The organism is Streptomyces sp. NPDC041968, assembly GCF_055589025.1.
This window is the reverse complement of the sequence record NZ_JBVJCB010000009.1, coordinates 34,050-53,861: the sequence shown is the minus strand read 5'-3', so window position 1 is coordinate 53,861 and position 19,812 is coordinate 34,050. Positions and strand designations below refer to the sequence as shown.

Annotated in this window: 13 protein-coding genes and 2 pseudogenes; 10 read left to right on the top strand and 5 right to left on the bottom strand. The window is 70.5% G+C overall.

Features of this window, described 5'->3' with window-relative positions:
* Positions 1 to 45 precede the first annotated feature (45 nt).
* Positions 46 to 222, top strand: coding sequence for a hypothetical protein (locus tag ACZ6EG_RS22095; protein ID WP_391970431.1), 177 nt, complete (start codon positions 46 to 48; stop codon positions 220 to 222).
* Between the two features lie 129 nt (positions 223 to 351).
* On the opposite strand, the pseudogene ACZ6EG_RS22090 reads toward ACZ6EG_RS22095, so the two are convergent.
* Positions 352 to 630 (bottom strand): annotated as a pseudogene (locus tag ACZ6EG_RS22090) (hypothetical protein); the annotation flags it as partial.
* Positions 631 to 694: 64 nt separating this feature from the next.
* On the opposite strand from ACZ6EG_RS22090, the pseudogene ACZ6EG_RS22085 reads away from it, so the two are divergent.
* The 5 genes and pseudogenes from ACZ6EG_RS22085 (at position 695) to rfbB (ending at position 5,524) form a co-directional block, all read left to right on the top strand.
* Positions 695 to 1,691, top strand: a pseudogene (locus tag ACZ6EG_RS22085) (sigma-70 family RNA polymerase sigma factor).
* A 38-nt stretch (positions 1,692 to 1,729) separates the two neighbouring features.
* Positions 1,730 to 2,533 carry an SAM-dependent methyltransferase gene (locus tag ACZ6EG_RS22080; protein WP_391970430.1) on the top strand — a complete coding sequence of 268 codons (804 nt, stop codon included), beginning with the start codon at positions 1,730 to 1,732 and terminating at the stop codon, positions 2,531 to 2,533.
* Between the two features lie 214 nt (positions 2,534 to 2,747).
* Complete coding sequence (locus tag ACZ6EG_RS22075; RefSeq protein WP_391970429.1) at positions 2,748 to 3,251, top strand: cold-shock protein; 504 nt, start codon at positions 2,748 to 2,750, stop codon at positions 3,249 to 3,251.
* Between the two features lie 401 nt (positions 3,252 to 3,652).
* The gene (rfbA, locus tag ACZ6EG_RS22070) at positions 3,653 to 4,525 is read left to right on the top strand and encodes a glucose-1-phosphate thymidylyltransferase RfbA (protein ID WP_469607325.1); all 873 of its coding nucleotides are present in this window, start codon (positions 3,653 to 3,655) and stop codon (positions 4,523 to 4,525) included.
* 9 nt (positions 4,526 to 4,534) lie between these two features.
* Positions 4,535 to 5,524 (top strand): dTDP-glucose 4,6-dehydratase, encoded by a 990-nt coding sequence (gene rfbB / locus ACZ6EG_RS22065; protein ID WP_469606807.1) that lies wholly within the window; start codon positions 4,535 to 4,537, stop codon positions 5,522 to 5,524.
* A gap of 113 nt (positions 5,525 to 5,637) precedes the next feature.
* Here the strand turns inward: rfbB and ACZ6EG_RS22060 are convergent, their stop codons facing one another.
* Positions 5,638 to 6,402: a thioesterase II family protein gene (locus ACZ6EG_RS22060; protein ID WP_391970427.1), complete on the bottom strand. Its 765-nt coding sequence runs from the start codon at positions 6,400 to 6,402 to the stop codon at positions 5,638 to 5,640.
* Positions 6,403 to 6,685: 283 nt separating this feature from the next.
* The gene (locus ACZ6EG_RS22055; RefSeq protein WP_469606804.1) at positions 6,686 to 9,562 is read right to left on the bottom strand and encodes a helix-turn-helix transcriptional regulator; all 2,877 of its coding nucleotides are present in this window, start codon (positions 9,560 to 9,562) and stop codon (positions 6,686 to 6,688) included.
* A 513-nt stretch (positions 9,563 to 10,075) separates the two neighbouring features.
* Between ACZ6EG_RS22055 and ACZ6EG_RS22050 the strand changes: the two genes are divergently transcribed.
* Positions 10,076 to 11,674, top strand: coding sequence for an acyl-CoA carboxylase subunit beta (locus tag ACZ6EG_RS22050; RefSeq protein ID WP_391970425.1), 1,599 nt, complete (start codon positions 10,076 to 10,078; stop codon positions 11,672 to 11,674).
* Between the two features lie 61 nt (positions 11,675 to 11,735).
* Here ACZ6EG_RS22050 and ACZ6EG_RS22045 read toward each other — a convergent pair whose 3' ends face one another.
* Positions 11,736 to 13,523, bottom strand: a complete 1,788-nt coding sequence (locus ACZ6EG_RS22045) for a fatty acyl-AMP ligase (RefSeq protein WP_391970424.1) — start codon at positions 13,521 to 13,523, stop codon at positions 11,736 to 11,738.
* A gap of 633 nt (positions 13,524 to 14,156) precedes the next feature.
* Between ACZ6EG_RS22045 and ACZ6EG_RS22040 the strand changes: the two genes are divergently transcribed.
* Both ACZ6EG_RS22040 and ACZ6EG_RS22035 read left to right on the top strand, forming a co-directional pair.
* Positions 14,157 to 15,413: an activator-dependent family glycosyltransferase gene (locus tag ACZ6EG_RS22040; protein WP_469606799.1), complete on the top strand. Its 1,257-nt coding sequence runs from the start codon at positions 14,157 to 14,159 to the stop codon at positions 15,411 to 15,413.
* A 166-nt stretch (positions 15,414 to 15,579) separates the two neighbouring features.
* Entirely contained in the window at positions 15,580 to 16,689 is a 1,110-nt protein-coding gene (locus tag ACZ6EG_RS22035; RefSeq protein WP_469606795.1) for a DegT/DnrJ/EryC1/StrS family aminotransferase, read from the top strand.
* A 90-nt stretch (positions 16,690 to 16,779) separates the two neighbouring features.
* On the opposite strand, the gene ACZ6EG_RS22030 is transcribed toward ACZ6EG_RS22035, so the two are convergent.
* Positions 16,780 to 17,976 (bottom strand): cytochrome P450, encoded by a 1,197-nt coding sequence (locus ACZ6EG_RS22030; RefSeq protein ID WP_356612433.1) that lies wholly within the window; start codon positions 17,974 to 17,976, stop codon positions 16,780 to 16,782.
* Positions 17,977 to 18,425: 449 nt separating this feature from the next.
* Here ACZ6EG_RS22030 and ACZ6EG_RS22025 point away from each other — a divergent pair, with 449 nt between their 5' ends.
* Positions 18,426 to 19,670 (top strand): cytochrome P450, encoded by a 1,245-nt coding sequence (locus ACZ6EG_RS22025; protein ID WP_391970420.1) that lies wholly within the window; start codon positions 18,426 to 18,428, stop codon positions 19,668 to 19,670.
* Positions 19,671 to 19,812: the final 142 nt, after the last annotated feature.

Here is a 19,812-nt window from a genome sequence, read left to right as displayed (position 1 = left end):
AACTCTCCGCCCGCCGCGGGGTCGCCGCACCGGAGTGGGCGGACCATGCCGGATCTTCTCGGGATCAACCATCTGACCCTGTCCACCACCGACCTCGACCGACTCCTGCCGTACTACACGGAGCTGCTCGGGGGAGTGCTCGCCTTCGAGCGGGCCGCGACCGGCTCCGCGCCGGGTTCCCGGTCGGGCGGATCGGGACCCTGCCCACGCAGTGGACCATGACGGCGCGCGACCCGGACGGGCGCCCCGTGGACGTCCGGGCCCATCGCCCCCGCACCGCACCGCCGTCTCCGACCGGCTGAGGACGGCCCGGCGCGGGGGGTGACGGGCCGTCGTATCCGGCCCCGGAACTCAGCGCCTGGCCAGCGCGAGCAGACTCAGCCCGAACATCAGGACGCCGAGGGGGAGGTGGACCGACGGAACGTGAGCGACGCCGAGCACGACCTGGAGCGAGGCGAGGGCGAGGAAACCCGACGCGTGCCACGCGGGCCGCGCCGAGTCGCCGCCCGGCTTCCAGGCCAGGACCGCCGCGAGGACGTACAGCATCGACGCGCCGTACATCACCCGGGCTCCGACGCTGTGCAGCGTCTCCCCGTAGGCGGAGGTCAGCAGCAGTCCGGCCGAGACCGCCTAGGTCTCATCCAGTCCGACCACGTGGGTCCGCGAAAGGTAAGGCGAGGGGGTGGCCGGAAGCATGGACAGCGCCGGGACGCACGAGGTAGCCGGGGAGCGACGTCAACTGCTCAACGTGGCCTACCGGCTGCTCGGTTCGATGACCGAGGCCGAGGATGCCGTGCAGGACGCCTACACGCGCTGGTTCGGGCTGCCGCAGAGCCGGCGGGAGGAGATCCTGTCGCCCGGCGCCTGGCTGACGACGGTGACCAGCCGCATCTGCCTGAACCTGCTCGGATCGGCGCGCTCGCGCCGGGAAACGGTACGTCGGCGCGTGGCTGCCGGAGCCACTGTCCGACCGCTCCGAGGGGGACCGGGCGGGCGGTGCAGCTCCCGTCGGCCCGGCGGACCCCGCCGACCAGATCGTCCTGGACGAGTCGGTGGCCATGGCCTTCCTCGTCGTCCTGGAGTCGATGACGCCGGCCGAGCCGGTGGCGTTCGTCCTGCATGACGTCTTCCGGTACCGGTTCGCCGAGATCGCCGACGTTCTCGGCCGCACTCCGGCGGCCTGCAAGCAGTTGGCCGCCGCCGCCCGGCGGAGGTTGACCGCGGAGGGCACATCCGCGACGGGGCCGGGCACCAGGACGGAGCCGGGACCGGGCCCCCGGACGGGGCTCGGGTCCGAGCCGGAGCCGGGACAGTCCGACGTGGTGAGGCAGGTCAAAGAAGCCTGGGAGGCGAAGGACATCACGGCTCTCGTCGCCGTCCTCGACCCGGCCGCCGTGCTGACCGCCGACGGCGGCGGCGTGATCGGCACCGTTCTGCGCCCGGTCGAGGGGGGCGCGCGCATCGCGCAGTACATGGTCGCCATCGCCGACAAGGCCCCCGGACTGCGCCTCCTGGTGCGGTCGGTCAACGGGGTGCCCGGCCTGGTGGCCCAGCGCGCCGACGTCGTGCTGACCGTCGCCGCGTTCGACGTCTGCGACGGGCGCGTCACCCGGATCTGGGTGGTCCGCAACCCGGAGAAGCTGCGCCCGTGGGCGCGCGAGGGCGTCGAAGCGCGGGAATCTCCGGGGTAGTCGACCACGGACGTACGGGCCTGTGTGAAGCTTTCCCCATGACTCATCCGCGCGAAGAAGTCAGGGCCAGACTTCAGACCGATCGCCCGCACTCGGCCCGTGTCTGGAACTACCTGCTGGGTGGCAAGGACAACTATCCCGTCGACAGCGAGGCCGGCGAGGTCATCCTGACGACCTTCCCGGAGTTCGCCGCCGTCGCCCGGCTGCAACGACGCTTCCTCTCGCGCGCCGTGCGCTTCCTGGCGGGGGAGGCCGGGGTCCGTCAGTTCCTCGACATCGGCACCGGCCTGCCCACCGCGGACAACACGCACGAGCTGGCCCAGCGCATCGCGCCGGAGAGCCGCATCGTGTACGTGGACAACGACCCCCTCGTCCTGGTCCACGCGCAGGCACTGCTCACCAGCAGCGACGAGGGCGCGTGCGCCTACATCGACGCCGATGTCAGGGACCCGGAACGCATCCTGGCCGAAGCCGCGAAGACCCTGGACTTCAGCCGCCCGGTCGCCCTGACCATGCTGGGGATCATGGGTCAGATCTCCGACGCCGAACGCCCCGCGGAGCTGGTGAGTTCGCTGCTGTCGGGTCTGCCGGCGGGGAGTTACCTGGCCCTGAGCGACGGCACGAACACCAACGAGGCGCTCAACACGGCGGTCCGGGTCTACAACGGCCAGTCGGCCAACACCTACCACCTGCGGTCGCCGCAGGAGATCGCCACCTTCTTCACCGGGCTGGAACTGGTGGAGCCGGGGGTCGTGTCGACGGCCTCCTGGCGGCCGGATTCCGACGGGTCCGAGGAGTCCACGGCCGACGTCTCCGTGTGCGGCGTCGCGATCAAGCACTGAAGCGCCACCCACGAAGGTCGAGCAGAGGCTCGGGTCCGGGTGCCCCGGTCCGTACGGACCGGGGCACCCGGACCCCCCCCGCGATCGCCACCGGCGCACCCCCGCCATCGGTCGCTCGTCCGAAGGATCATTGTGCGTGTACCGGGTGGGAGGTACTCTCGGGCGCAGTTGCGCACGGTGGAGGTAAGTGCGCCTGGGGTGAGTGGGGCATGCAGTGGCGGTTGGGAAGATCATTCGGTTCGACGAGTTCCGGGGCTACGGATTCATCGCGCCCGACAACGGCGGCGAGGACGTGTTCATTCACGTCAACGACCTCGCCTTCGACAAGAGGCTCCTCGGTCCGGGCATGAAGGTGGAGTTCGACGTCGAGGAGGGCGACCGCGGCCTCAAGGCCAGCAGGGTGCGCATCCAGAACGGGAACGCCGAGCGTGAGCGCCCGGTGTCGCCGCCGGTGAGGACGTCCTCGGCTGCCACCGGTCCCGCAGGCCTCTTCCCGGAGGACGGACTGTGCGACGTACTCTCCGTGAAGGAGTACATCGAGGAGATCACCGAGACCATCCTCCGGACCGCTCCCACCGTGACCTCCGAACAGATCCTCCAGGTCCGTCAGGGGCTCGTGCAGGTCGCCCTCTCGCACGGCTGGATCGACGCGGAACCCGGAGCGGACACCCGGGCCGGCGGACCGGTGTCCCCGCCCGGCGTCGGCAGGACGAGCTGACACCGGCCCCGTTCCGAGTCCTGGCCCGACAGTCGGTACCCGTCTTCGCGGTGGAGGGCGGGACCGCTACGTCTTCCGGCCGGGGATGCTTCGAACCCGTCGACCCTCGGCCCGAGGGCCGGCTGACGGGATGCCTCCTCCCTCGGTCCGTCCCCGCGCGCGCTGCCTGCGCGCTCGCCTCCGGTCGGATCATCGGCCGCAAGCGGGGCGCTATTTCACAGCTGCAAATCTTTTCGCCCGGCGGCTAGTGCGCTTTTGTTTATGCCGGTGACTTGGCCGTGGCAGTAGACGGAATCACGCGCAGAGCGATACTCTCGATCCGACTCAGGCATGATCTCGGTTGAGTGGCGGCCCGCTCGATCCATCCCGAGTTCATCATCGGAAACGAGGGGTTAACGAGCATGAAAGGGATCGTTCTGGCCGGAGGGAGCGGGACGCGACTTTATCCGCTCACCCATGCCGTGTCCAAGCAGTTACTGCCCGTCTACAACAAACCGATGATCTATTACCCGCTCTCCGTCCTCATGCTCGGTGGCATCAAGGACATCCTGGTGATATCGACTCCCTCGCACACGGGGCTCTTCCGGGAGCTGCTGGGTGACGGGAGTCGTCTCGGTCTTTCCATCGAATACGCCGAGCAGCCACGGGCAGGCGGCATCGCGGAAGCCTTCGTCATCGGTGAGAAATTCATCGGGGACGACTCGGTGGCGCTCATTCTGGGCGACAACATCTTCCACGGCCCCGGACTTTCGGACCTGCTGAGCGATCACTGCAAGAACGTCGACGGTTGCGTGCTGTTCGGCTACGCGGTGAAGGACCCGGAACGCTACGGCGTCGGGGAGACCGATGGCCGGGGTGAGCTGATATCGCTGGAGGAGAAGCCGGTCAGGCCCAGGTCGAACCTGGCTGTCACGGGCCTCTATCTCTACGACAACGGCGTGGTGGACATCGCGCGGGACATCCGGCCGTCCGCCCGTGGGGAACTGGAGATCACCGACGTCAACCGGGTGTACCTCCAGCAGGGTCGGGCCAGAATGATCGACCTGGGACGCGGATTCGCCTGGCTCGACACGGGCACACACGACTCGCTGCTCCAGGCCGGGCAGTACATACAGGTTCTGGAAGAGCGCCAGGGCGTACGGATCGCCTGCCTGGAGGAGATCGCCTTCCGTATGGGATTCATCGACTCCGCCGCCTGCTACGCACTGGGCGGACAGCTGGGCACATCGGAGTACGGTGCCTACCTCATGGCCATCGCGAGTGCGGATCACTGAGGGAGCGGCATGCGCATCGTAGTGACCGGCGGCGCCGGGTTCATCGGCTCCCACTTCGTCCGACGGGCCGTGACCGGCGCGTACACCGGCGGTACCGCGCCCGAGGTGGTGGTCCTGGACAAGCTCACCTACGCCGGCAACAGGGCCAACCTGGCGCGGATCGAGGACGACCCGCGCTTCACCTTCGTACGCGGCGACATCTGTGACCATTCACTGGTCGCGGAGGTACTGGCCGACTGTGACCTGGTCGTCCACTTCGCCGCGGAATCGCATGTGGACCGCTCGATCAGCGGGTCCGAGGAATTCGTCCGGACCAATGTCCTCGGCACGCAGGTACTGCTGGAAGCCTCCCTGCGTGCGGAGGTGCGGAAGTTCGTCCACGTCTCGACGGACGAGGTCTACGGTTCGATCGACGAGGGTTCGTGGAGCGAGGACCGGCCACTGGAGCCCAATTCCCCCTATTCGGCGTCCAAGGCGTCCGCCGATCTCCTGGCACGGGCTTACCACCGCACCCACGGACTGCCGGTGTGCATCACCCGGTGTTCCAACAACTACGGCCCGTACCAGAATCCCGAGAAAATGATCCCGCTCTTCGTGACCCGGTTGCTGGACGGGCGGAAGGTCCCGCTGTACGGGGACGGCGGCAATGTGCGGGACTGGTTGCACGTGGACGACCACTGCCGGGCCATCGCGCTGGTGGCGGAAAAGGGAGCGGCGGGCGAGGTCTACAACATCGGCGGTGGTACCGAACTGGCGAACCGTGACCTCACCGGGCGGCTGCTGCGTATGGTCGGCGCGGACTGGTCCATGGTGGAGAACGTGGCGGACCGAAAAGGCCACGACCGCCGTTACTCGGTCGACATCACGAAGATTTCCACGGAACTCGGATACCGCCCGCGGATCTCCTTCGACGAAGGACTGGCAGAAACCGTCGAATGGTACAAGAAGCGGCGGGACTGGTGGCAGCCGCTGAAAAACAGCGGCACATCAGTTCATTAGAAGGAAGTCGCGCGTCATCTGCATCGGATCTCTCGTCAATCCGAATCGTCGATATGACGGCCATGGCAAATGGCACGTTCGCGTAGGAAAACCGTCGGAGGAGTATCCGCGCGCTAGCGGCCGGCGGTGGCGGCGGGCACCAGCCATGCGGCGATCTCCTCGGTCACCGCCGGAGCGTGGGCGTTGAGATAGAAGTGACCACCCGGGTAGACGGTCATCTCGAACCGCCCCGTGGTGTGGCCGGCCCATGCGCGGACCTCGTCGGTCGTGGCCTTGGGGTCGGCGTCCCCCGTCAGGGCGTAGACGGGCGTCGACAGCGGCGGACCGGGCTCGTAGCGGTAGGTCTCAGCAGCCTTGTAGTCGGCGCGGATCGACGGCAGGACCATGCGCCTGATCTCGTCGTCCTCGAGCAGTTGGGACTGGGTGCCGTCCAGACGGCTGATCTCCGCCAACAGGCCCTCGTCGTCCCGCAGGTGAACCCGCTCGTCCCGAGGCGCGCTCGGTGCCCGCCGCCCGGACGCGATGAGCGCGACGGGCAGGCAACCACGTGCCTCCAGACGCAGAGCCACCTCGAAGGCGACCGTGGCGCCCAGAGAGTGCCCGAACAGCGCCAGGGGCTTGTCCTGCCACGGACCGAGGACCTCGACGATCTGGTCGGCCAGGTCCCGCACCGTCTCCAGACACCGTTCGTTCCTGCGGTCCTGCCGGCCCGGGTACTGCACGGCCAGGGTCTCGACACGCGGAGCGAGACGCTGCGAGACCGGGAAGTAGTAGCTCGCGGAGCCACCCGCGTGTGGCAGGCAGAGCAGACGGACCGGTGCCTGGGGTGCTGGATGGAAGCGGCGCACCCACAGGTCGCTCGCGTCGCTCTTCGCCATCGCGTTCGTCGTCCCTTCCGATCGGTGTCGTCCGCCCCCGGGTGGGAGACGTCCTCGACTGTTCGCCGCCCGCGTCCGCCCCCCGGCGCGCGGTCGCACATCGGCCCAGGCCCAGACGATCGCAGTGCCAGCAGCCGCCGACAACCCCTAACGAACGCGGACGACCGCCTGGTAGGGGGTGTGTTCACGAGGCAGCGGCGGGAGCCCGGGGCGGGCCGGCCCGACGAGCCCCCGGTCGGGACCGCGGTGCTCGGTCCCGACCGGGCGCGCTGTTCCGGCCGGCCTACGCCATCGGTTCGGCGAGGGCCATGAGCCGGTTCGGCAGGTCCGTGCGGCTCTTGACGTCCAGCTTCCGGTAGACCCGGGTGAGGTGCTGCTCCACCGTGCTCACGGTGATGTACAGCTCGTTGGAGATCTGCCGGTTGGTACGCCCACGGGCCGCCAGTACCGCGACCCGGCGCTCGGCCTCGCTCAGCAGACCGTCCTGGTCCCGGGTCTCGAAGCCGTCCGAGGACGCGGCCGAGGGCGAACCCGCCGTCGGCGTCGCGCCGCCGGGGGCAGCCCGCCGCTGCAGCTGCTGCGGCAGCGCCGCGGCCCTGCCCGAGCCCTGGGCCAGCTGGTTGGCACGATGGACGAACAGCCGGGCCCCTCTGGACTCACCGGCCTGCGGAAGCGTCTGACTCGTGTCGGACAGGGCCCGGGCCAGCTCGTGCTGGTCGCTGCACGCCTGCAACACGGTCACCGCCTTGGACAGCAGCTTGCGCCGGAGAACCGGCGTGGCCGTGGAAGCGAGCAGCCGCAGCGCCCGGCCCCGGGTGCGGTCGTCCAGCCCACGGGACACCTGGAGCTGCTCCCGGAGCAGTTGTGTGGCGCGCGTCGCGTTGCCGAGGCCGAGCTGCACCCGGGCCAGCTCCAGGCGCCACGGGAACAGACCGGCCACGTCGATGCCCCAGGAACGGACCAACTCACCGCTCCGGTGCAGATCGGCCGCGGCCGCCTGGTGCTGCCCCGTGGCCAGGTGGTGCCGGCCCCGGGCGATCAGGTAGTGCGCGCCCACCGGAGTGCGGAAGACACCGGCCGGTACCGGCTGCGACAGCCAGCGTTCGGCCTCGAACAGCCGGCCACTCTCGGTCGTGCAGGTGATCAGGGTGCCCAGCGGACCACCGACGGCCACGCCCCAGGCGGGCGCCGGCAAATCCTCCAGCGCCAACCGCGCGCCCCGCTCGGCCGCGTCCAGATCGCCCAGGCGCAGCGTCGCTTCCGCATGGATCGCCCGGATGACCCCCCGCCAGGCCGGTATGTGCTGGACGCCCTGTCGGGCGAGCAGCCGTTCGCCCCAGGCCACGACCCGGTCGGAGGGGCCGGCACAGAGCAGGGCCAGCAGCGGAGCGGTCAACAGGCCCAGGGAGCCGCTGTCCAGGTGATGCCGCTCCAGCAGCTGCTCCGCGGCGGCCACGGTGTCCACACCGGCGGTCGGCATCAGCGCGTTGCCGAGCACCGACACGGCCTGCAACAGCGGACTGCCGGAGTTCGTCGCCGTCGCCGCCCGCATCCAGGAACCGGGATCCTCCCGTACCGTCCCCAGGTAGTCCGGATGGGACAACGCGATCAGCAAGCGGATCAGCCGCAGCTCGTGCGACGCGGGGCCGTGGTCGTCCGCGCCACAGCCGCTGATCGCCTCGGCCGCCTCCTCCGCCCGACCTTGCCACAACAGGTACGGCACCGCGGACACGGCCGTCGAGTGAGACGACTCGTCGGACCGCGCCGCCTCCACCAACTGGCTCACCTGACCGGTCACGGCCAGCGGATTGACCTGCCACCGGGCGGTGATCAGCATCGCCATCAGGGAGTTGCGCCGGTCCTTGTCGGTCTCGGCCCGGCCGCCCAGGCGCAGACACGCGGCGGCGTGGTCGGGGCGGCCGGTGGACAGCGCGTGCGCCGCGGCGTCCCGGAGGACGGGCACCACCCAGGCACCGTCCGTCCACGCGGAGGCCACCAGATGCTCGGCGACCACGCTCGCTTCGGCACCGTTCTCGTGCAACACCTCGGCCGCCCGCTGGTGCAACCGCCGCTGCTCCTCGGCCGGCATGTCGGAACGCACCGCGAGCAGGATCCGCGGATGGCGCAGCCGGCCCGCGTGGACGAGCCCCGCACCCTCGAGCACGCGGACGGCGGGCACGGTGGAGTCGGGCAGCACGTCGAGCAGTTGACCGAGCAGCTCCGGTGAGGCCGGGCGGTCCAGCGCCGCGAGGGCCTGGGCCACCAGGCGAACGCCCGGCTCGTGGCGGTAGAGGCAGTCGAGCACGGCCCTCTCGAAGGTGTCGCCGGCCCTCGCTCCGCCGTCGGGGGCGCTGTTCGTCCCGCGGTGGGCCCGTTCGTCGACCAGCGCCTGGGTCAGCAGCGGATTGCCGCCGGTCACCCGCAGAATGCGCCTGGCCTCTTCGTGCACGTCCGGTGCGGCGGCCTCGGTGCCGTGACCGCCGTGCGCCCCGGCCTCCTCGCCGAGCAGCCGGGAGACGGAGTCGACGGTGAGGAGCGGCAGGGTGACACGGGTGAAGCGAGGCAGACTGCGCAGCTCCGCGTGGAACAGCGGATGCGCCGGGCGCAGCGTCGTCGCCTCCGAGAGCAGCACCATGATGCGTGCGTTTCTCAGTCTTCGGGTGACATAGAGCAGACAGTGCAGTGAGGCGGCGTCCGTGTGCTGGAGGTCGTCGACCGCCAGGACCAGGGGCCCTCGGTTGGCCAGGGTCAGGAACGTGTCGAAGGCGGTCCGCAACAGCGGTGCCCACAGTCCGTCCGCTGTCAAGGCCTCCGCTAAGATCTCGGGCGCCGCGCCGCTCCTCGCCTCCGCCGTGGGTACCGCGAGCGCGACCTCGCGTATCAGCTCCTCGACCTCCCGGACACCGTCGGATTTCAGCCGAGCGCTGTGCAGGAGTTGACCGAGCACTCCGAAGTGGAGTCCCTGCTCGGCGCGTGACCCGGCGGCGCTCAGAACCTGCCCACCAGCGGTGGCGGCCCACTCCCCGAAGGTCTCCAGTACCTGGGTCTTACCGCTTCCCACGGCGCCGGTGACCAGCGCCACCTGTCCGTGTCCGTGCTTCTCACAGGCGTGGAACGCCCAGCGTAGATGGGCCAGTTGTTCGTCTCGATGGACCAGCATGACTGGCGTCTGCCTCCCCGTTAGCAGTTCCGAACGGGGATTGCCAGGCGCCGGCCGGCACAGCATCCGCAGCTCCCCCGTTCACACGTGTCCGAGCGCGTGCAAGGGTGACCCCTGGGCCACGTCTGGACGGCCCTTCTGAACTGTTTCGAACTCAACTCGTCCTCGACTTGGACAAGTTTTTTGAGAATCTTTCACAGTTACCGGCCATGCCACAACGGCATCGCCACTAACAACGTGACGGATGACATGACGAGTTGTCGACGAGACGGGGGAGCCGGCCGCGAAGCCCCTGGTAGACGTGCTGCTGTCGGTGAGCGACATAGCCGTGTGTCGACTGGGGGTCATGTTCACCGGTCCGCCGCCCGCGCAGGACGGGACCCTGGCCGGGTGCGCGCCGTCCGAAACCGGCCGGCGCGTCTAGGGGCGCGGGCGGGCGATTAGGGGTGCTGCCGATGGCCTGATGCGAGGAGGATCGGAGGCAGGGTCGTCGTGTTGGAAGGTAGGGCTGGTATGTCGCTCCAGGAGCCTGTCTCGCCGGTCGGGGAGTCACCCACGTCCACGGCGGACCGCATCGCCGATCTGGCCGCCCGGCACGAAGAGGCCGTCGTCCTGGCCGAGAAGAAGGCCGCGGACCGGCAGCACCTCAAGGGGAAGCTCACCGCCCGCGCGCGCATCGACCTGCTGCTCGACCCCGGCTCGTTCGTCGAACTCGACGAGTTCGTGCGCCACCGGACCGTCGAGGCAGGCATCCCGCGCCCTTACGGCGACGGGGTGGTGACCGGCCACGGCACCATCGACGGACGTCAAGTGTGCGTCTTCTCCCATGACTTCACCACCCTCGGCGGCAGTATGGGCGAGGCCTTCGGCAGCAAGGTCGTGAAGATCTACGACTTCGCCATGAGCGTCGGCTGCCCCGTCATCGGCATCAACGACTCCGGCGGCGCCCGCATCCAGGAAGGCGTGATGTCCATCGCCTACTACACCGAACTGGGCGTCCGCAACGTTCACTCCTCCGGCGTGATCCCGCAGATCTCCCTCATCATGGGCCCCTGCGCGGGCGGTTCGGTCTACTCGCCGGCCCTCACCGACTTCACGGTCATGGTCAAGGACATCTCCTACATGTTCGTCACCGGACCCGAGGTCGTCTCCGCCGTCATGGGCGAGCAGGTGACCGCCGCGCAACTCGGCGGCCCCGCCGTCCACGCCGAGGTCTCCGGCAACGCGCACTACGTCGGCGACGACGAGCAGGACGCCATCTCGTGGGTGCAGACCCTCCTCGGCTACCTGCCGCCGAACAACCTGGACCCGGCCCCGGTCTACGACCACGACTGCGCCCCCGGCATCACCGAAGCGGACCTGGCTCTCGACACCGTCATCCCCGACAGCGAGCAGCAGGTGTACGACATGGCCGACGTCATCACCGCGGTCCTCGACGACGGCGACTACCTCGAGATCCATCCGGACTTCGCCCGCAACATCATCTGCGCGCTCGGCCGGGTCGAGGGCCACTCGGTGGCCGTCGTCGCCAACCAGCCCGGACACCTCGCCGGCGTGCTGGACATCGACGCCTCCGAGAAGGCCGCCCGCTTCATCCGCTTCTGCGACTCCTTCAACATTCCCGTCCTCACCTTCATGGACGTGCCCGGCTACCTGCCCGGCGTGGGCCAGGAGCACCAGGGCATCATCCGGCGCGGCATCAAGCTCTTCTACGCGTACGCCGAGGCCACCGTCCCCAAGATCACCGTCATCACCCGCAAGGCCTACGGCGGCGGGTACGCGGTGATGGGTTCCCGGCAGATCGGCGCCGACCGCGTGATGGCCTGGCCCACCGCCGAGATCGCCGTGATGGGCGCCAACAGCGCCGTGCCCCTCCTGCACCGCCGCGAGCTGGCCGCCGTCCCGCCCGAGGAGCGCGCGGCGGTCAAGGAGAGGCTCGTCGACGACTACCGGCGCAGGTTCGGCAATCCCTACGAGGCCGCCGCGCACGGCTACGTCGACATGGTCATCTCGCCCTCCCGCACCCGGCACGAGGTCGCCAGGGCGCTGGCGAGCCTGCGGAACAAGCGGCAGGCGCGCCCGACACGCAAACACGGGAACATTCCCTTGTGACGTCGTTCGTCGTGCCGGGCACACCCGTACGCGGGCCCACCTATGCGCGCGGGCCGCGCCGTCACCGGCCGGGTGACGGCGCGGCGAGGTCGACCAGGTCGCCGCCCTCGTACAGCGCACGGCACGCACGGCGCTGCACCTTGCCGCTGGAAGTCTTGGGTATCGCGCCCCTGCGCACGAGGAGGACCGTGTCGACCGTCAGGTGATGGTGGTCGTGGACGGCGCGGACCACCCGTGCACGCAGACTCTCCGTGCCATGGGCGCGCACCGTCCGGCCGTCGGCCTCGACGACGAGCACGAGGTGCTCCTTCTCGTCGCGTTCGACGGCGAACGCGACGGCGCAGTTGGGGTGCAGGCCGTCCACGGACTTCTCCGCCGACAGTTCGACGTCCTGCGGGTAGTAGTTGCGGCCCTGGTGGATGATCAGGTCCTTGAAGCGGCCGGCGACGTGCAGTTCACCGTCGTGCAGGAAGCCCAGGTCGCCGGTGCGCAGGTAGGCCCGGCCGTCCACCGGGCGCCCGTCGGCGTCCCTCATCCGTGCGCGGAACGTCTCCGCGCTCGCCTCGGGCCGCCCCCGGTACTCCGCCGCCACGCACGGTCCGTCGACCCAGATCTCGCCGATGACGTCCGGCGGACAGCCGCGCGAGGTGCCGGGATCGACGATCCGCACCTCGGTGCCGGGGACGGTGCGGCCGCTGCTGGTGACCGGGACGGCGCCGGGTGTCCGCGCGTCGACGATCTCCGCGCGGCCCTCCCGCAGCGCCGTCGCGGACAGCCACACGGCCGTCGGTTCGCGGTCCTGGTCGCTGCCGGTGACCTTGAGGGTGTTCTCGGCGAGTCCGTAGCCCGGGCACATGGCCTCGGGCCGGAAGCCGTGCGGGACGAAGGCCTCGGTGAAGTCCCGGATCGCACGCCAGCGCACGGGTTCGGCGCCGTTGGCCGCCACGCGCCACGAGGAGAGGTCACCGACCCCGCCGGCCTTCCCCTCCGCCGCCACCCGCGCGCACATCTCGTAGGCGAAGCTGGGCGCCGCGGAGTGGGTGCCGCGGAACCGGGCGATCGCCTCCAGCCAGCGGGCGGGCCGGCGGATGAAGGCGGCGGGTGCCATCAGGTACGAGGGGATACCGGCCCACAGCGGCATGACGACGCCGAAGAGCATGCCCATGTCGTGGAAGAGAGGGAGCCAGTTGACCACGGTGCCCTCGGGCGCGCACGGCCACAGGGCGTCCGTCTCGGCGACGTTGGCGAGGAAGTTGGCGTGGGTGACGACGACGCCCTTGGGGTCGCCGGTGGAGCCCGACGTGTACTGGAGCAGGGCGACGTCGTCCAGGCCGGGAGCGGGACCCCGTACGACCGCCCCCGGCACGTCGTCCCCCGCCGAGGCGGCATCGGCGGTGTCGAGGACCGTGAGGCCGAGGAGGTCCTCCAGGTTCCCGAACCGGTCCTCCAACTCCAGCCTGGCGGAGGTCTCGGTGAGCACGGCCGTGGCGCCGGCGTCCTGCGCGATGCGGCGGATGCGCTCCACGTCCTTGAGGTGGCGCGGTGTCTGGACGGGCGCCGCGGTCACCTTGGACGCCATGCACCCCAGGAGCGTACGGACGAACTCCAGCCCCGACGGATACATGAGCACGGCGCTCTGCCCGCTCATGCCCCGGGCGGCGAACCACCGGGCCCGGACGTCCACCGCGTCGGCGAGCTCGCGGTAGGTGAGCGACTCCCGGGGGTCCTCACCGTTGTACAGGAAGACGTAGGCGGTGTCGTCGGGTTGCCGCTCACCGCGTCGGCGCACCAGTTCGGGCAGCGTCGGTGTGCCGCCGTCCGAGCGGACGTCATCGAGAACAGTGGCCATGGGGCAGGTCTCCTTGTCCTGTGGTCCTTCTGCCGACATCCGGTGCAGGTAGCCGCCGGACGTGCCGGAGCCGTTCGAGGTCCGTGCCGCCCGGGGCGTGACACGGCAGCACGGCCGTGCCCGGGCGGGCGGGGTGCGGGGGAGGACGACCGGCCTCGCGGTGGTGCACGGGGTCACGGCCGCGGCCGCACGCTCCGTGCACGGGCCGACGAGGGCGTCGACGTGCGGGTGATGCCGGCGCGGTTCCTGTGCGGGGCGCGGAATCGGTCAGCCTGGGAAGGGACGGCGTGGGGGTCGGTCACTCGGGCCCACGCTGAGAACGGCCGGGACGCCGACACGGCAGCGTCCTGCGGCAGAAGGATGTCAGAAGCATACGTCGGCCGCCGCTCCGTGCCTTTCGTGATCACCCCTAAGTTGCCTGCGCAGCCCCTACAGGGAGCCGGAGGGCCGATGCGCCCGCTCGTCGACCGGGCGTGGTCGCCGTCGGGGACGCACGTCGGGGTGGCCGAGGTCAGGTGCGGGGGAGGTAGGGGTTGTTCCCCGTTCGCAGCAGTCCATAGGTTCTGAGCGCGAACCGAGCATAAGGAACGAGTCCGAACTGTTTCCGTCGGCGGGCCCGCCTGGAGGACGACAATGCGCATACTCTTCGTCACGCACGCGGAGAAGACGCACTTTTTCAGCATGGTGCCGCTGGCCTGGGCACTGCGAACAGCGGGCCACGAGGTCCGGGTCGCCACCCAGCCGGACATGGCGGAGGGCGTCAGCGAGGCGGGGCTCACAGCGGTTCCGCTGGGCTGCGACCACCGGTGGAAGCAGGTCATGGAGGCCAACGAGGACGAGGAGTGGCCGGTCCGGGTCGCCGAGGCCGTCACCCACTCCGCGGACCTGGGGCACGACGAACTCCTGCGGTTCTTCGACGAGACGACCGAGCGGTACTTCCGTATCGTCAACAACGACGAGTTCCTCGACGCGCTGGTCGAGTACTCCCGGTGGTGGAAGCCCGACCTGATCGTGTGGGAGCAGTTCACCTGGGCAGGCGCCGTCGCCGCCCAGGTCACCGGCGCCGCGCACGCCCGCATGCTGTGGGGGGCGGACGTGGTCACCCGCTCTCGCGACGACTTCCTGGCCCGGCTCGCCGAGCGTCCCGAGAACGAGCGGGTGGACCCGCTGCGGGACTGGCTCACCGAGGCCCTCGCCCGGCACGGCGCCGCCTTCGACGAGACCGTGGTCAACGGGCACTGGACGATCGACACCAACCCGCCCAGCCACCGGATCGACAACGGGCTGACCGTGGTCGGTGTGCGGTACGTGCCCTACAACGGGCGGGCCGTGCTCCCCGAGTGGCTGGCCGCCGAGCCCGCGAAACCGCGCGTCGCCGTGACCGCCGGCATCTCGGTCCGCAGCTACTTCGGGTTCGACATCTTCGGTATCAGCGCCCTGCAGGCGTTCGCCGGGCTGGACATCGAACTGATCGCCACGCTGCTGCCCGGCCCGGGAGAGTCGGTTGACGACGCACCGGAGAACACCACCGTCGTCGACTTCGTGCCCATGCACGGGCTGCTGCCCACCTGCTCGGCCGTCATCCACATCGGCGGCGCGGGTGTGCAGTCCACCGCCGCCTACTACGGCGTCCCCCAGATGATCCTGCCGGGCCTCTGGGACACCAAGGTCCGCGGCGCCCTCCTGGACCAGTCCGGCGCGGGCATCTCGGTGCCCGCGGAGCAGTTCACCCCCGAACGGGTCCGTGAGAACCTGGTCCGCCTGCTGGAGGACCCGGCCTTCCGCGAGGGAGCCGCCGCACTCCGCAAGGACGTACTCGCCGCGCCCTCGCCCAACGAGGTCGTCCCGGTCCTCGAGGACCTCACCGCCCGCCACCGGACCACCGGCTGACGGAGGGCCGCGGCCCCGCGCGGCCCGGAGCCGGCGAGACCCTCACCGCGGTCGCCGCCCTGCCCGCCCATCCCCGGCACCGGCGTCCGCGGTGGCCCCGGCCGCCGCCACGACTGCGTCCGCGCACCGCCCCCACGCAGGCCGGCCCGGAAGGAAGAGAACGGTCATGACCACGCGCGTATGGGACTACCTCGCCGAGTACGAGGCGGAGCGTGCGGACATCCTCGACGCCGTCGACCAGGTGTTCCGCTCCGGACAACTGATACTCGGACCCTCCGTCACCGGCTTCGAGGCGGAGTTCGCCGCCTACCTCGGACTGGCGCACGGCATCGGCGTCGACAACGGCACCAACGCCCTCGTCCTCGCGCTGCGCGCCCTGGACGTGGGACCGGGCGACGAGGTGATCACGGTGTCCAACACCGCCGCCGCCACCGTCGTCGCCGTCGACCAGGTCGGAGCCACCCCCGTCTTCGTCGACGTGCGCGAGAGCGATTACCTGCTGGACACCGCCCAGGTCGAGGCCGCGATCACCCCTCGCACCCGCTGCCTGCTGCCCGTCCACCTCTACGGCCAGTGCGTCGACCTCCCCTCGCTGGAGGAAGTCGCCACCCGGCACGACCTGATGATCGTCGAGGACTGCGCCCAGGCGCACGGTGCCAGACGGCACGGCCGACTGGCCGGCACCACCGGCAGGGTCGCGGCGTTCTCCTTCTACCCGACGAAGGTCCTCGGTGCCTACGGCGACGCGGGAGCGGTGGTCACCGACGACGCGGACACCGACGCCGCGCTGCGCAGGCTCCGGTACTACGGCATGGACGAGCAGCGCCGCGTCGCCCGGACTCCCGGTCACAACTCCCGACTCGACGAGATCCACGCCGAGATCCTGCGCCGCAAGCTGCGGCGGCTCGACGGGTACATCGAGGCCCGCCGCCGGATCGCGGCCCGCTACGCCGAGGCGCTCGCCGACACCGACCTGGTCCTGCCCGCGGTGACACCCGGCAACGACCACGTCTACTACGCCTACGTGGTACGGCACCCCCGGCGCGACGCGATCATCGAGGCCCTTCGGCCGCGAGGCGTTCACCTCGGCGTGCACTACCGCCGGCCGGTGCACACCATGGACGGGTTCGCCCACCTGAAGCAGGCCGAGGGCTCGCTGCCGGTCACCGAGGCGCTGGCGGAGGAGATCGTCTCCCTGCCGATGTACCCGTCGTTCCCCGAGGAACAGCAGGACCAGGTGATCGCGGCCCTGCGCGAGGTGCTGCGCACCGTCTGAACCGGGCGGGCCGTCGCAGCGGACCGCACTGCTCAGCGCGCCCGCGTCCCGGTGAGCGGCAGGGAGGCGGGCGCGCGGCGCGGTCGGCGCTCAGCGGGAGAGCCGCAGGGGGAGCTCCAGCAGCCCGTGCAGGTTGAAGTGACTGTTGATCGGCAGGTCCTCGCGGAGCAGCTCGATCTTCGTGTACCGCTCCAACAGCTTCGAGAACACGGTGGCCGCCTCCAGGCGCCCCAGCACCGCGCCCAGGCAGAAGTGCGGCCCGGCGCTGAACGCCAGCGTCTTCGGCTCGGTGCGGGCCAGATCCAGGCGGTCGGGGTCGGGATAGCGCTCCGGGTCCCGGCCGGCGGCGTCCAGGAACCCGATCACATGGGAACCGGGCGGAATGACCTTGCCGCCGAACTCCATCTCCGCGGTGGCGATCCGGCTGGACAGGGTCACCGGCGGGTCGAACCGGGACAGCTCGTCCACGGCGGTCGCCATCAGCCCCGGATCCGCACGCAGCGCCTCCAGCGCCTCGGGCTGGCGCAGCAGGGCCAGCATGCCGTTGCCGATCAGGTTGACCGTCGTCTCGTGCCCCGCGTTGAAGATGAGCAGGATGTTGGCGACGACCTCCTCCTCGGTGAGCTGCTCGTTGTCCTCCGCCGTCATCAACACCGACAGCAGGTCGTGGTCCGGGTCGGCGTCGCGCCGGGAGGCCATCAGGTCCAGCAGGTAGGCGCGGAACTCCGGCTCCGCCTTGTTCATGGCGATGCGTCTGCGGGGCGTCACGTCGGGGTCCAGGATGTAACCGACCTTGTCCGTCCAGTCACGGCACTTCGCGCGGTCCTCGACGGGTATCCCCAGCAGCTCCCCGACCACCGCGACGGGCATCGGCAGCGCCAGGTCCCGGATCAGGTCGACCTCGCCCTCGCCCATGCTGTCGAGCAGACCGTCGACGATCTCCCCGATGCGCGGCCGCAGACGGTCGATGTAGCGCGGCGTGAACACCCGCGCGATCAGCTTGCGCAGCCGCCGGTGCTCGGCTCCGTCCTGCAGCAGCAGCCACTTGCTGACACTGCGCATGGCCGGGCAGGTCGGCCCGCCCCGGCTCATCGCCCAGCCCGGGTCCTTCGGGAAGGCGCTGGAGGAGTGCGGTGAGCGCAGCAGCGCCTCGACGTCGTCGTACCGGGTGAGCAGCCAGTACCCCGCCGCGATCTCATGCACCGGATCGGCCTCGCGCAGCCGCTTGTAGTAGGCGAACCTGTCGGCGGCGAGGGCGGGATCGTTCGGGTCGTAGAGAACGCTCATGCCGTCCATCCCTCTACGTCGGTGGGTGCCGTGTCCTGCGGGGCGAGACGTCCGCGTGCCCGGTCTCCTCTCGGAGCCGAAGGCCTTCGCGGACCCGGACGCCGGCTCCGGAGCGGCCATGCCGCCGCCCTTCCTCGCCGGCCGGTGTCTGCCCCACAGGCTAAGTGGGCCGCCGAGACGCCGAGAACCCCTAAAGAACGGTGGCCGGACCGTTCCCCCGGACGCCGGCGTCTTCGCTGCCCGGGCGGCCGACGGCATCGCCGTCGCCTGTGACCACCGGACCACCCACCGCGCGGGCAGGTGCCGCACCGACGGCCTGGTCACACAGGCGCCGAGCCGGGCCCGGCGGGAACTCCCGCTGATCGGTTAGGGGTTGAGGCTAGGGGGGCGTCCCTTCGTAGGGTGACGGCCGGTGCAGACGGGCTGCTCGACGCGCGGGGAGTGACGGCATGTCGGAGCTTGAGGCGGAGCGCAGGGCGCACTACCAGACGACCGTGGTGCAGGGGGCCCTGCGCACCGCGGCGGCGGGCGGTGACCCGTACGCCTCGATCCTGCTGGTCCCGGACGATCCCTACCCGTTCTACGAGCAGCTGCGCGAGCGGGGGACGCTGCACCGCAGCGCGGTCGGTGTCTGGACGACCACCAGTCACCGCGTCGCGAACCAGATCCTCCGGGACCGGCGCTTCGGTGTCCGTACACCGGAAGGGGAGAAACCTCCCGAGTTCATGCCGTTCGACAACTCGATGCTCGGACTGGACCCGCCCGACCACACGCGGTTGCGCAAGCTCGCCACCCCCTCGCTGAACCCGCGCCGGCTCGCCCACTGGCAGCCGTACGTCGAGCGGTTCACCGACGAGCTGATCGACGAGATGCTGGCGGGTCGCGGTCAGGTCAACTTCATGCGGGCCTTCGCCCAGCGGCTCCCGCTGCGGGTGATCGGCGACCTGGTCGGCATCCCGCCCCACCACCGGCAGCTGTTCTTCCGGCTCAGCCGCCGCATGGCCTACCTGCTCGACGGCGTGGCCACCGTCCCGGCCGCGCGGGGCGTGGTGGCGGCCATCGGCGAGATGACGGTGATGTTCCGGGAGATCATCGCCGAGCGGCGGGCCGACCCGCGCGAGGACCTGATCAGCGATCTGCTCCCGGCGGTCGAGGACGGCCGGATGACCATGGACGAGATGGTCCCGCTCTGCATGTTCCTGCCGCTGGCCGGCACCGAGACCACCGTCAACCTCATCGGCAACGGCCTGCTGGCCCTCCTCGAACACCCCGAGCAGTGGGACATGCTGGTCGCCGACCCGTCGCTGGCGGCCGCCGTCGTACGCGAGACCCTGCGCTACGACCCGTCGGTGCAGCAGTACCGCCGGATCGCGCACACCGACCTCCAGCTGGAGGGCGAGACGATCGCCGCGGGCGAGGAGGTGGCCATCTGCGCGGGCGGCGCCAACCGGGATCCGGAGGTCTATCCCGATCCCGGACGGTTCGACATCACACGGGACCCGGGACCGGAGAACCTGGCCTTCTCGGCGGGCATCCACTTCTGCCTCGGCGCCGCGCTGGCCCGTATGGAGGCGGAGACCGCCCTCGCCGCCCTCGCCGCCCGGGTACCCGAGATCCGCCGGGCCGGACCGGTGCGCAGGCGCGGGTCCTTCATCGTCCGCGGGATGCTCCAGTTCCCCGTCGACCTGCGCTGAGTACCGGCAGCGGAGGTGGCGCGACCCGCGCGCGGCGCGGTGACGTGAGATAAGGGGCGGCCTCACCCCATAGGGGTTGTCCGCCTTCGCGAGGCGTCCATAGCGTGCGGACGCGGATGTGTTGGACACGGCACCCGCGCCA